The organism is Pseudomonas sp. RIT288 (assembly GCF_000631985.1).
GTDB lineage: Bacteria > Pseudomonadota > Gammaproteobacteria > Pseudomonadales > Pseudomonadaceae > Aquipseudomonas.
Genome location: NZ_JFYN01000042.1, coordinates 72372 through 84377, shown reverse-complemented (window position 1 = coordinate 84377; position 12006 = coordinate 72372). Strand labels below are relative to the sequence as shown.

Sequence of the window (12006 nt, the reverse complement as noted above, 5' to 3'; positions counted from 1 at the left end):
AGCGGTGCAGGAAACGGACGACGTGTTGTCGCGCCTCGCCCGTTAATCGCAGATAAAGAAGCCCGGTAGCGCTGCCGGGCTTTTTTTGTGAACGCGATTAATCGACTATGGGCGTTTTCCGATGACAAAGGATCAGGCGTCATGATCAAGACAGCCGAGCGGGTCAACATTGTCGACACTGAGGTGTTGTCCCACGACTGGTACCTGTTGAAGAAGATCACCTTCGACTACCTGCGCAACAACGGCGACTGGCAGCGGCAGACTCGCGAGGTCTACGACCGGGGCAATGGTGCGGCGATCCTGTTGTTCAACCGCGCACAGCGCACGGTGGTGCTGACCCGCCAATTCCGTCTGCCGGTGTTCGTCAACGGTCACGATGGATTGCTGATCGAAGTAGCGGCCGGGCTGCTGGAAGGTGCTGCGCCGGAACAGCGGATTCGTGACGAGGCCGAAGAGGAAACCGGCTATCGCGTGCACGACGTGAAGAAGATATTCGAGGCTTACATGAGCCCCGGTTCGGTGACCGAGAAACTGCACTTTTTCATTGCCGAGTACGACGCAAAGTCGAAGGTCAGTGAGGGCGGTGGCCTGGAAGAAGAAACCGAAGAACTGGAAGTGCTGGAGTGGGACTTCGATGAAGCACTGGCGGCGTTCCAGCGTGGCGAGATCTGCGATGCCAAGACCATCATGCTGTTGCAGTATGCAGCAATGAATAACCTGTTCAACACCTGATTCAGCACCAATCCATTGTGGCGAGGGAGCTTGCTCCCGCTGGGCTGCGCAGCGGCCCCAGGTTTTTTTGCCAGTGCTACGCACTGGAGCGGGAGCAAGCTCCCTCGCCACACAATGGCATTTGCAGGGTTAAAACAGGTCGCCTGTTCTACCGACATCAGGCCAGTCACCCCCCTCCAGCACCAGCAATCGCTCCTTGGCCTCAAGTCCTCCCGCAAACCCGGTCAACTTCCCCGAAGCGCCAATCACCCGATGACACGGCGCCACAATCGAAATCGGATTGCGCCCATTCGCCGCTCCTACCGCGCGCACGGCTGTCGGGTTACCGATCTGCTCGGCGATCTGGCTGTAAGTGCGGGTTTCGCCAAACGGAATGGTCAGCAATGCTGCCCAGACCTTTTTCTGAAAATCGGTGCCGACAAAGTCCAGCTCCAGGTCGAAGCGATCACGCTTGCCGGCAAAATATTCTTCAAGCTGCTGCGCGGTTCGCTGCAGCAGCGGATTGTCCGGCGCTTGGCTCATCGGCCCGAGGCGCACCCGGCCCGGTTTGTCGTTTTCCCAGAGGATGGCCGCCAGTCGCGAGCCGTTCGCAACCAGCTTCAATTCGCCGACCGGTGAGGGCAGGGTGATGAACGTGTAGGGCATGGGCAAAACTCCGGGGCGGCGCGGCAACGGCGCCCAGCATACTGCCTGATCGGGGAGGCGCAAATCGCAATAGCGACCATACTGCTTGGTGCTTTTGCAGCGTTCCTCTCTGTTCTGCACAGAATCCAATAACAAAAAAGAGATCGACTCATGAAGTACGAACCTTTGGCCAAAACGCTGATCGCGACTTCACTGGCACTGAGCTGCCTGATGGCCCACGCCGCTTCGGTGGCCCCGGTTGCCGCCGAGAACGGCATGGTGGTCACCGCCCAACATCTGGCTTCCCATGTCGGCGTCGATGTGTTGAAAAACGGCGGCAATGCGGTGGATGCAGCGGTCGCTGTGGGCTATGCGCTGGCGGTGGTGTATCCCGCAGCAGGCAACCTCGGCGGTGGCGGTTTCATGACCATTCAACTGGCGGACGGGCGCAAGACCTTCCTCGACTTCCGCGAAAAAGCCCCGCTGGCGGCGACGGCCAACATGTACCTGGACAAGGACGGCAACGTCGTTCCGGATCTGAGTACCCGTGGTCACCTCGCTGTGGCGGTGCCGGGCACCGTGTCGGGCATGGAGTTGGCGCTGAGCAAGTACGGCACCAAACCGCGCAAGGAAATGATCGCCCCGGCGATCAAACTGGCTGAAGACGGTTTCGAACTGGAGCAGGGCGATGTCGATCTGCTGGACTACGCCACCGATGTGTTCAAAAAGGACATGCGCGATTCCGGCTCGATCTTCCTGCACAACGGCGAGCCGATGCAGGTCGGGCAGAAACTGGTGCAGAAGGATCTGGCGAAAACCCTGCGCACCATCTCGGAAAAAGGCGCTGACGGTTTCTATAAAGGCTGGGTGGCCGACGCCATCGTCACGTCCAGTCAGGCCAACAAGGGCATCATTACCCAGGCCGACCTCGACAAGTACAAGACCCGCGAACTGGCCCCGGTGGAGTGCGATTACCGTGGCTACCACGTGGTTTCGGCGCCACCGCCAAGCTCCGGCGGGGTGGTGATCTGCGAGATCATGAACATCCTCGAAGGCTATCCGATGAAGGATCTGGGCTTCCATTCGGCCCAGGGCATGCACTACCAGATTGAAGCGATGCGCCATGCTTACGTGGACCGCAACAGCTATCTGGGCGACCCGGATTTTGTGAAGAACCCGATCGAGCATCTGCTGGACAAGAACTACGCCACCCAGCTGCGCAACGCGATCCAGCCGCAGAAGGCCGGGATCTCCGCCGAGCTGAAACCCGGCGTCGCCCCGCATGAAGGCAACAACACCACGCACTATTCGATCGTCGACAAGTGGGGCAACGCAGTGTCGGTGACTTACACCCTCAACGACTGGTTTGGCGCCGGGGTGATGGCGAGCAAGACCGGGGTGATCCTCAACGACGAGATGGACGACTTCACCTCCAAGGTCGGCGTGCCGAACATGTACGGTCTGGTGCAGGGCGAGGCCAATGCCATCGCCCCGGGCAAAACCCCGCTGTCGTCGATGAGCCCGACCATCGTCACCAAGGACGGCAAAGTGGTGATGGTGGTCGGTACGCCGGGTGGCAGCCGGATCATCACCGCGACCTTGCTGACCATGCTCAATGTCATCGACTACGGCATGGGCCTGCAGGAAGCCGTCGACGCGCCGCGTTTCCACCAGCAATGGATGCCTGAAGAAACCAACCTCGAAGACTTCGCCGCCAGCCCCGATACCAGGAAGATTCTCGAGAGCTGGGGCCACAAGTTTGCCGGGCCGCAGGACGCCAACCACATCGCCGCGATCCTGGTCGGCGCGCCGTCGCTGGGCGGTAAACCGGTGGGCAAGAACCGTTTCTACGGGGCCAACGATCCACGGCGCAACACCGGGTTGTCATTGGGCTACTGAGAGGCGTAAAACAGGCGGCGGGGCTCGGCTCTGCCCCCTGTCTCAAGGATCGATCAAGGAAGGCCCATCATGTCCAGCGCATTGTTGATCATCGATGTCCAACAGGCTCTCTGCTCGGGCGAGTATCAGTGCTTCGACATCCACCGCGTGATCGCCACCATCAACCAGCTCAGCACGCGTGCGCGTGAGGCGGGCGTGCCGGTGGTGCTGATTCAGCATGAGGAAAAGGACAGCCCGCTGGCCCATGGGGCCGAAGGCTGGCAACTCGCCGACAGCCTGCTGACGGCGGAGCAAGACCTGCGCGTACGCAAAACCACTCCGGATTCGTTTTATCAGACCGACCTGGGCAAACTGTTGCCCAGCGAAGACTTCGAACGCCTGATCATCTGCGGCCTGCAGACCGACTACTGCGTCAACGCCACCATGCGTCAGGCCCATCAGCTGGGTTACGACGTCGTGCTCGTGGCAGACTCCCATTCCACCGTCGACAACGGCACCATGAGCGCCGAAGACATCATCGCCGAACACAACAAGGATCTGGCGCACCTGACGGGGGCCACGGCCCGGGTCGACGTCAAACCCGCAGCCGAGATCACTTTCTGAAACCCGAAAACACCTCTGTTGTTCTTACTGGCCTCATCACTGCCTGCCAGCGACAAGGGTTGGTGGTGCTCACCAATTCCCAAGCCCAACACAAATCCCCTGTAGGCGCTGGCCTGCCAGCGATGGCGGTGGGTCCGCCAATGAAGATGCAAGCTGTGCCGACCCAATCGCCAGCAGGCTGGCTCCCGCAATGATTGGTGGTGTTCACCAATTCCCAAGCCCGGCACAAATCCCCTGTAGGCGCTGGCCTGCCAGCGATGGCGGTGGGTCCGCCAATGAAGATGCAAGCTGTATCGACCCAATCGTCAGCAGGCTGGCTCCTACAAGGGTTGGTGGTGCTCACCAATTCCCAAGCCCAACACAAATCCCCTGTAGGCGCTGGCCTGCCAGCGATGGCGGTGGGTCCGCCAATGAAGATGCAAGCTGTACCGACCCAATCGCCAGCAGGCTGGCTCCTACAATGATTGGAGGTGCTCACCAATTCCCAAGCCCAACACAAATCCCCTGTAGGCGCTGGCCTGCCAGCGATGGCGGTGGGCCTGTCAATGAAGATGCAAGCTGTGCCGACCCAATCGCCAGCAGGCTGGCTCCCACAATGATTGGTGGTGTTCACCAATTCCCAAGCCCGGCACAAATCCCCTGTAGGCGCTGGCCTGCCAGCGATGGCGGTGGATCTGTCAATGAAGATGCAAGCTGTGCCGACCCAATCGCCAGCAGGCTGGCTCCTACAATGATTGGTGGTGCTCACCAATTCCCAAGCCCAACACAAATCCCCTGTAGGCGCTGGCCTGCCAGCGATGGCGGTGGATCTGTCAATGAAGATGCAAGCTGTGCCGACCCAATCGCCAGCAGGCTGGCTCCTACAATGATTGGTGGTGCTCACCAATTCCCAAGCCCAACACAAATCCCCTGTAGGCGCTGGCCTGCCAGCGATGGCGGTGGATCTGTCAATGAAGATGCAAGCTGTGCCGACCCAATCGCCAGCAGGCTGGCTCCTACAATGATTGGTGGTGCTCACGGATCTCCATGTCCAGCATGAGTCCCTGTGGCGAGCGAGCTTGCTCGCGCCGGGCTGCGTAGCAGCCCTCATACCTCAAGTCGCAAACAATACCCGACGAATCTCCCCAACCTGCGGTGGCACGACGCCCTCCAGCACCATTCGCGTAATCGTCTGCGCCGCTGTCTGATAATCCTCATCCTGCGGCACTGCGCGCCCGGTGATGCAGCCCATCTGCCAGCCGATATTGGTGTAGGTGCGGGTCGCCGACCAGATGAACAGCATCAGATGCTCCGGGTCTACCGGCGCCAACAGGCCGCGTTCGATCCAACTGCGCAGGCATTCGACGTTGCGTCGGGCTTCGGCGTGCAGCAGGTCGCGGCATTCGTGGGGCAATTGGCGGGCGCCGAGCAGCAGTTCGCCGCTGAAAACCTTGGCGATGGCCGGGTGTTCACGGGCGATGCGGATGCGCGCGGCGATGTAGGCGCGCAGGCCGATCATGGGGTCGTCGCTTTCGCGTAGCGCCGCCGAGGCTTCCAGCAGCGGTTCGACAAATCCCAGCAAGACTTTGGAATAGAGGTTTTCCTTGGTCTGGAAGTAGTAATACAGGTTGGCCTTGGGTACGCCGGCACGGGCGGCGATGTTGCTGGTCTGGGTGGCGTCGAAACCGTTGGCGGCAAACTCTTCGCTGGCGGCGGCGAGGATCAGTTGCTCGTTGCGTACACGGATGGCGCTCATGGGAATACGGTGTGAGTGAATGGCATGGGCAGGTACTGACATTTTCGGTTTCGCAATATACAAAACTATATAGCGATGAGGCCAGCTAACTCGTTCGAGAGCGCTAAGCGGGTTCGATAATCAAAAAATCGGGGGGGAGGGAACATGGCCATCAAGGCACTTCGCGCTACGGCGACTCATTTGGAGGCGGTGGCAAAACTGTTCGACGCCTATCGCGGTTTCTATCAGCAGCCGTCGAACCTTGAGCAATCGCGCGCCTTCATCGCCGAGCGCATGGCCGGCAACGAGTCGGCTATTTTCCTCGCACAGGATGAAAACGCCGAAGCGCTGGGTTTCGTGCAGCTGTATCCGACGTTTTCCTCGATTGATGCCCATCGCAGCTGGTTGCTCAGCGATTTGTTCACCGCGCCCGCCGCCCGTGGTTGTGGCGTCGGACGGTTGCTGATGAATACCGCGCGGGACTTCGCGCTGCAAACCGGCGCCAAAGGGCTGGTGCTGGAAACCGCGACCGACAACCTCACGGCGCAGGGTTTATATGAGTCGCTGGGTTATGTGCGTGATACCGGCTACTACACCTACATGCTCGATTTGCGGCAGGGCTGATCCGCATATTTTGTGTAAATTTTCCGCTTCAGCCTTTCCTCAAGCGAGCGCTCTCTCTAGAATCCGCCCGGCTTCCGCAATGGAGGCTCATTGCTATCATTTGGCTCGGTTCACATAGGGAAGACAACATGCAATTCGGGAAAATCCTGGCGCTGGGCCTGGTGCTTGCGCTCGGTGGTTGTGCCAGTTTCACCAAAGACGAAGTCCCGCCGGTCAAGCTGCCATCTATGGCCAGCTACGCCAACAAACCCAATGTCTATGTGGACTTCGACTTCTATCAGGGCGAACCGAAAAGCGCTTCGGCCGTAGAAGTGCCGCAGGCGCGTGACCAGCTCAAACCAGAGCTGCAAAAGATTCTGAGCGATTCGGGTCTGTTCGGCCGCGTTACCCTGGACGAGTTCCAGAAGCAGCCGGGTGACTACAGCCTGCGTCTGAAAATGTACAACCATCCGCCGAATGCCGGTTCGATGGTACTGGGCTTCATCAGTGGTTTCAGCCTGGGGGTGATTCCGGCGTACGGCACCGATCAGTACACCATGAGCCTCGAAGCCGTGGACGGAACGGGTCAGGCGCTAACCACCGCGAGCAACCATGATGCGGTCGGTACCTGGATCGGTATCTGGTTCATCCCGTTGATGGGCAACACCCCGAAGGCGGCGGTCAACGATACGTTCGCCCGTCAGGTCAACGCGCTGCTGAAGCAGATGATCGACAACAACAACCTGAAATACTCGGCACTCGAGACTCGTACTCCGCGGGCCTGATGTCAAAAAAAAGAGCCGCAATCGCGGCTCTTTTTTTGCCCTTACTTCAGGGCTTGGATGAACTGAGGATCGCTGTACAGTTCCTTCAACAGATCACGCAGCATCGGGTTATAGGCGTTGACCGCGTTCGGAATCGCAATGAAACCGAAGAAGCTGCTGCTCCACTGGCTGCTGACATGCTTGGTCGCGTCGTAGACCACGTTCTGCCCATTAAGCAGAGTGAAGCGTGCAGCGAGTTCGCCATCGCCCGTGCCCATGCCGGCCGACAGATTGTTCTTCACCACCAGCACTTTCAACTGACGCTGGGCCTGCGGATCAAGCAGACCGGCCTTGCGCAGTTCTTCGGTGATCGCGTCCTGGATATGCGCCGGGATGCTGCCGGATGGCGAGCGCACCGGGTTGGCCCGCACTGTCAGCGAACCTTCGCCGGACTCGGCAGTTACCTGAGGATTGCTGATCGCCTGCAGGGGCGGGGTCTGCTTGAGCTTTTGAACGTTTTCGAAGCTCGGCTCATAGCGGGTCATGGTCATGCCACAACCTTGCAGCAGCACTGCCAGCATCGGGATCAACAACAGAGACTTTTTCACGGCGTTTCCTTGCGTGAGGAATAAGGGGGCCGAATTATGGGCAGAGTGCCATCATTGAGCAATCGACTTCACCGTGAAGCGCTCAGTGCTTCAACAGATTCTCGATCTGCGCCAGTTCCCAGGTACTGAGCAGATTCACCGGGTCGGTGCCATAACGACTGTTGAAATGCCATTCGCGGCCATCCGGGCAGCGGCACTGTTCACAGTGATGCAAGCGCCCACCCTCAACATCCAGCAACAGGCGCCAGCCCTCGATATCGACCGCAACCAGTCCGGTATCAGCGGGCGTCTCGGATCTGTTGAACATCAGCACGCCCAGCGCAGCCTCGCGCAAGCGCTGGCAAACGTCGCGGGCGGTCAGCAATGCAGTCATGGTCGTACTCGATGGAGGCAGAAGCGCGTCAGCATAAATCGTGCGTCGACGGGTGTCAGCGATCGCTGGCCCGATTCCGAACTATTCCGTAACATCCGCACCCCACTTTTTTACGAACATCAGCGGCCGCGCTCGTCGGCCGTCAGACAGGTAAGCCATGAAACCGAAACGTCTGCGCGCCGATGTCCTGGCCGGACTCACCACCTCGTTTGCCCTGTTGCCCGAATGCATTGCGTTCGCGCTGGTGGCGCATCTCAATCCGCTGATGGGCCTATACGGCGCCTTCATCATTTGTACGCTGACCGCGTTGTTCGGTGGCCGGCCGGGAATGGTCTCCGGGGCGGCGGGCTCGATGGCGGTGGTGATCGTCGCGCTGGTGGTGCAGCACGGCGTGCAATACCTGCTGGCAACGGTGTTGCTCGGTGGTCTGATCATGATGGCGTTCGGCTTGTTGCGCCTGGGAAAACTGGTGCGCATGGTGCCGCACCCGGTGATGCTCGGCTTCGTCAACGGTCTGGCGATCATCATTGCGCTGGCGCAACTGGAGCATTTCAAGAGCGGCGAACACTGGCTCAGCGGCACGCCGTTGTACCTGATGACCGGGCTGGTACTGCTGACCATGGCCATCGTCTACATTCTGCCGCGCCTGACCCGCGCGGTGCCCCCGGCATTGGTGGCGATCCTCGGCGTGGGCCTGCTGGTCTATCTGTTCGGTCTGCCGACGCGCACCCTTGGTGACATGGCGCACATCGCCGGCGGTCTGCCGAGCTTCGCGCTGCCGGACATCCCGTGGAACCTGGAGACCCTGCGCATCATCGCCCCGTACGCGATTCTGATGGCACTGGTTGGTCTGCTGGAAACCCTGCTGACCCTGAACCTCACCGATGAAATCACCGAAACCCGTGGTTACCCGGATCGCGAATGCGTAGCGCTGGGCGCGGCGAACATGGTCTCGGGCGCGTTCGGTGGCATGGGCGGTTGCGCAATGATCGGCCAGACCGTGATCAACCTCAGCTCCGGCGGCCGTGGGCGTTTATCCGGTGTGGTGGCGGGTGGCTTGATTCTGCTGTTCATCCTGTTTCTGTCGCCGCTGATCGAGCGTATTCCGCTGGCGGCACTGGTGGGCGTGATGTTCGTGGTCTCGCAACAGACCTTCGCCTGGGCCTCGTTGCGGGTGGTGAACAAAGTGCCGCTCAACGATGTACTGGTGATCATCGCCGTGACCAGCATCACCGTGTTCACCGACCTGGCCACCGCCGTGCTGTGCGGGATCATCATCGCCGCGCTGAATTTCGCCTGGCAGCAGGCCCGCGAGCTGTACGCCGATGAACATCTGGAAGCCGACGGTAGCAAACTCTACCGTCTGCACGGCACACTGTTTTTCGCCTCGACCACGCCGTTTCTCAACCAGTTCGACCCGGCCAATGATCCGTCCCGGGTGACGCTGGATTGCCGGCATTTGAGCTTCGTTGACTATTCGGCGATTGCCGCGTTGAAAACCTTGCGTGAGCGATACGCCAAGGCCGGGAAGGAGTTGCAGGTGTTTCATCTGTCCGAGCGCTGCAAGAAACTGCTCAAGCGCGCGGGCGTCGAACACCACTGATCCCCTGTAGGAGTTGCCGAAGGCTGCGATCTTTTGATCTGGTTTTTTAAAAGATCAACGTCAAAAGATCGCAGCCTGCGGCAGCTCCTACAGGGACGGTGGGGTTATTTGGCGAATTTCTTTGCCCCGGCTACGCAGAAGATGACGCCTACCGTCACCGCCAGCATGCCGACGCTGACCTGCTCATGCAGCAACGTCGCCGCCAGCGTCAGACCGAAAAACGGCTGCAGCAATTGCAGTTGACCGACCGCCGCGATCCCGCCTTGGGCCAGGCCGCGATACCAGAAAACAAAGCCGATCAGCATGCTGAACAACGCCACGTACGTCAGGCACATCCAGGCCGACAGGCTGACGTGGCTGAACGAGGCGGGCGCCAGCCACAGGCTGAGCAAGGCCATCACCGGCAGCGATAACACCAGCGCCCAGCAGATCACCTGCCAGCCGCCGAGGATCCGTGAGAGTTTCGCGCCTTCGGCATAACCCAGGCCACAGGCCAGAATCGCCGCGAGCATCAGCAGGTCGCCGGTGGGTGAAGCGGTCAGCCCCTGTGACAGGGCGAAGCCGACGACCAACGCGCTGCCGAGAATCGAGAACAGCCAGAACACCGGTCGCGGGTGCTCGCCGCCACGCAGTACGGCAAAAATCGCCGTTGCCAGTGGCAGCAATCCTACAAACACAATCGAATGCGCAGACGTCACGTGTTGCAGCGCCAATGCCGTCAGCAGTGGAAATCCCAACACCACGCCCAACGCCACAATCAATAACGACCACCACTGATCGCGTGCCGGACGCCGTTCACGAAACAGCCACAACAGAAAGACCGCCAATACGCCGGCAATGGCCGCGCGCGCCACGGTGAGAAACACCGGATCGAATTCCAGCACCGCCAGACGTGTGGCGGGTAGCGATCCGCTGAAGATCAGCACGCCGATAAAGCCATTGATCCAGCCGCTGGTTTTTTCCAGGGCCGGGTTAACCAGGTTCGAAGTCCGTTCCATACAAGGTCACGCTCAAGAGGTGGGTTGCGTTCGAGCCATCCTGAGGCTGAGAATCAGCACAATCAAATAATTGTCATGGATACATGCAGCATGCCGCGCTCGCGCTACAAGACCCTGGTTGACGCCTATGCTGCGGACATTCGCGCGGGGCGTCTGGCGCCCGGAACCCGATTGCCGACTCACCGGGAACTGGCGGCCAGTGCGGGGCTGGCACTGGTCACTGCGTCGCGGGTATACGCCGAGCTTGAGGCGATGGGGCTGGTCAGCGGCGAAACCGGGCGCGGGACGTTTGTGCGCGAAACCTCGTTGTCGCCGGGGCAGGGCATCGACCAGAAAGACGTGGCAGTCGGCATGATCGACCTGAATTTCAACTATCCATCGCTGCCCGGTCAGGCCGACCTGTTGCGTACGGCGTTACGCCAGTTGGCGCTGTCGGGTGACCTGGAAGCCTTGCTGCGTTATCAACCCCACGCCGGGCGCCAGCATGAGCGCGCCTCGATTGCGCAGCATTTGCAGGCTCGCGGGGTGTTGGTTGATGCCGGGCAAGTGTTGATCGTCAACGGTGCCCAGCAAGGGTTGGCCGTGACGCTGATGGCCTTGCTCAAACCCGGTGATGTGATTGCGGCGGATGCGCTGACTTATTCCGGCTTCAAGGTGTTGGCCGAAGCGCTGCATCTGGAAGTGGTGGCTATTCCGTCCGGTGATCACGGGCCGGATCTGGTGGCGCTGGAAAAACTTTGCCGCAGCCGTTCAGTGCGTGCGATTTACAGCATGCCGACCCTGCACAATCCATTGGGTTGGGTGACGCCGATCGAACAGCGCGAGCAATTGGTCGCGCTCGCCCGCCGCCATGATCTGACCCTCATCGAAGACGCGGCCTACGCCTTTCTGGTGGAAAACCCACCGCGTCCCCTGGTCGATCTGGCACCGGAACGCACGGTGTACGTGTCGGGACTCTCGAAGAACATTGCCACTGGCCTGCGCGTCGGTTTCATTGCCGCACCGCTGCACGCGGTGCCGGCGCTGGAGCGGATCATTCGCGCGACCACCTGGAACACCCCCGGCGTGATGACCGCGATGGCTTGCGGCTGGCTCGACGACGGCACCGTGACCCTGCTGGAACAACAAAAACGCGACGACACCAGGGCCCGGCAAATGCTCGCCGCCGAGTTGTTGCAAGGGCTGACTTGCATCGGTCATCCATCCTCCTATTTCCTGTGGCTGCCGCTGCCGGAGGACGTGCGCGCCGATCAGATTGTGGTGGAGTTGATGCACCAGCAGATTTCGGTGACCACCGCCGAGCCGTTCGCGGTGTCGGCGCATGTGCCGCATGCGATTCGGCTGGCGTTGGGTTCGGTGCCGATGGATGTGCTGCGTCAGGCATTGATCACCGTCAGAAAGGTCATCGGCGCTTATCTGTAAAAAGCTCCCTCGCCACAAAGTGTTAGCCTTGCCTCAACTGCATCACACCGTTTTGGAACGCCC

General features: G+C 60.3%; 12 protein-coding genes. 7 read left to right on the top strand and 5 right to left on the bottom strand.

Translation table 11 applies throughout. From position 1 onward, the window contains the following. The first annotated feature begins 141 nt into the window (after positions 1-141). Positions 142-732: an NUDIX domain-containing protein gene (locus tag BW33_RS23810; protein WP_047601649.1), complete on the top strand. Its 591-nt coding sequence runs from the start codon at positions 142-144 to the stop codon at positions 730-732. A 129-nt stretch (positions 733-861) separates the two neighbouring features. On the opposite strand, the gene BW33_RS23805 is transcribed toward BW33_RS23810, so the two are convergent. Then, a complete protein-coding gene (locus BW33_RS23805) occupies positions 862-1377 on the bottom strand; it encodes a methylated-DNA--[protein]-cysteine S-methyltransferase (protein ID WP_047601648.1) in 516 nt (171 codons plus the stop codon). 150 nt (positions 1378-1527) lie between these two features. On the opposite strand from BW33_RS23805, the gene ggt reads away from it, so the two are divergent. Both ggt and BW33_RS23795 read left to right on the top strand, forming a co-directional pair. Beyond that, positions 1528-3255, top strand: a complete 1728-nt coding sequence (gene ggt / locus BW33_RS23800; RefSeq protein ID WP_047601646.1) for a gamma-glutamyltransferase — start codon at positions 1528-1530, stop codon at positions 3253-3255. Between the two features lie 69 nt (positions 3256-3324). After that, positions 3325-3858, top strand: coding sequence for a cysteine hydrolase family protein (locus BW33_RS23795; RefSeq protein ID WP_047601645.1), 534 nt, complete (start codon positions 3325-3327; stop codon positions 3856-3858). Positions 3859-4951: 1093 nt separating this feature from the next. Here the strand turns inward: BW33_RS23795 and BW33_RS23790 are convergent. Next, a complete protein-coding gene (locus tag BW33_RS23790) occupies positions 4952-5593 on the bottom strand; it encodes a TetR/AcrR family transcriptional regulator (RefSeq protein ID WP_047601644.1) in 642 nt (213 codons plus the stop codon). A gap of 144 nt (positions 5594-5737) precedes the next feature. Between BW33_RS23790 and BW33_RS23785 the strand changes: the two genes are divergently transcribed. After that, positions 5738-6196: a GNAT family N-acetyltransferase gene (locus BW33_RS23785; protein WP_047601643.1), complete on the top strand. Its 459-nt coding sequence runs from the start codon at positions 5738-5740 to the stop codon at positions 6194-6196. A gap of 128 nt (positions 6197-6324) precedes the next feature. Beyond that, positions 6325-6960 carry a hypothetical protein gene (locus BW33_RS23780; RefSeq protein WP_047601642.1) on the top strand — a complete coding sequence of 212 codons (636 nt, stop codon included), beginning with the start codon at positions 6325-6327 and terminating at the stop codon, positions 6958-6960. Between the two features lie 41 nt (positions 6961-7001). On the opposite strand, the gene BW33_RS23775 is transcribed toward BW33_RS23780, so the two are convergent. Both BW33_RS23775 and BW33_RS23770 read right to left on the bottom strand, forming a co-directional pair. Next, entirely contained in the window at positions 7002-7547 is a 546-nt protein-coding gene (locus BW33_RS23775; RefSeq protein ID WP_047601640.1) for a hypothetical protein, read from the bottom strand. An 82-nt stretch (positions 7548-7629) separates the two neighbouring features. Beyond that, complete coding sequence (locus BW33_RS23770) at positions 7630-7920, bottom strand: DUF7693 family protein (RefSeq protein WP_047601639.1); 291 nt, start codon at positions 7918-7920, stop codon at positions 7630-7632. Between the two features lie 157 nt (positions 7921-8077). Between BW33_RS23770 and BW33_RS23765 the strand changes: the two genes are divergently transcribed. Then, complete coding sequence (locus BW33_RS23765) at positions 8078-9523, top strand: SulP family inorganic anion transporter (protein WP_047601638.1); 1446 nt, start codon at positions 8078-8080, stop codon at positions 9521-9523. Between the two features lie 104 nt (positions 9524-9627). Here the strand turns inward: BW33_RS23765 and BW33_RS23760 are convergent, their stop codons facing one another. Next, the gene (locus BW33_RS23760; protein ID WP_047601637.1) at positions 9628-10521 is read right to left on the bottom strand and encodes a DMT family transporter; all 894 of its coding nucleotides are present in this window, start codon (positions 10519-10521) and stop codon (positions 9628-9630) included. Positions 10522-10611: 90 nt separating this feature from the next. Here BW33_RS23760 and BW33_RS23755 point away from each other — a divergent pair, with 90 nt between their 5' ends. Continuing rightward, on the top strand, positions 10612-11943 hold the full coding sequence (locus BW33_RS23755) for an aminotransferase-like domain-containing protein (protein ID WP_047601636.1): 1332 nt from the start codon (positions 10612-10614) through the stop codon (positions 11941-11943). Positions 11944-12006 lie beyond the last annotated feature (63 nt).

Excerpts from the sequence above, each read along its gene's own strand:
- ggt (WP_047601646.1), top strand. The coding sequence starts at position 1,528 with ATGAAGTACGAACCTTTGGCCAAAACGCTGATCGCGACTTCACTGGCA.
- BW33_RS23765 (WP_047601638.1), top strand. The coding sequence starts at position 8,078 with ATGAAACCGAAACGTCTGCGCGCCGATGTCCTGGCCGGACTCACCACC.
- BW33_RS23770 (WP_047601639.1), bottom strand. The coding sequence starts at position 7,920 with ATGACTGCATTGCTGACCGCCCGCGACGTTTGCCAGCGCTTGCGCGAG.
- BW33_RS23810 (WP_047601649.1), top strand. The coding sequence starts at position 142 with ATGATCAAGACAGCCGAGCGGGTCAACATTGTCGACACTGAGGTGTTG.
- BW33_RS23795 (WP_047601645.1), top strand. The coding sequence starts at position 3,325 with ATGTCCAGCGCATTGTTGATCATCGATGTCCAACAGGCTCTCTGCTCG.
- BW33_RS23760 (WP_047601637.1), bottom strand. The coding sequence starts at position 10,521 with ATGGAACGGACTTCGAACCTGGTTAACCCGGCCCTGGAAAAAACCAGC.
- BW33_RS23785 (WP_047601643.1), top strand. The coding sequence starts at position 5,738 with ATGGCCATCAAGGCACTTCGCGCTACGGCGACTCATTTGGAGGCGGTG.
- BW33_RS23780 (WP_047601642.1), top strand. The coding sequence starts at position 6,325 with ATGCAATTCGGGAAAATCCTGGCGCTGGGCCTGGTGCTTGCGCTCGGT.
- BW33_RS23790 (WP_047601644.1), bottom strand. The coding sequence starts at position 5,593 with ATGAGCGCCATCCGTGTACGCAACGAGCAACTGATCCTCGCCGCCGCC.
- BW33_RS23755 (WP_047601636.1), top strand. The coding sequence starts at position 10,612 with ATGCCGCGCTCGCGCTACAAGACCCTGGTTGACGCCTATGCTGCGGAC.
- BW33_RS23805 (WP_047601648.1), bottom strand. The coding sequence starts at position 1,377 with ATGCCCTACACGTTCATCACCCTGCCCTCACCGGTCGGCGAATTGAAG.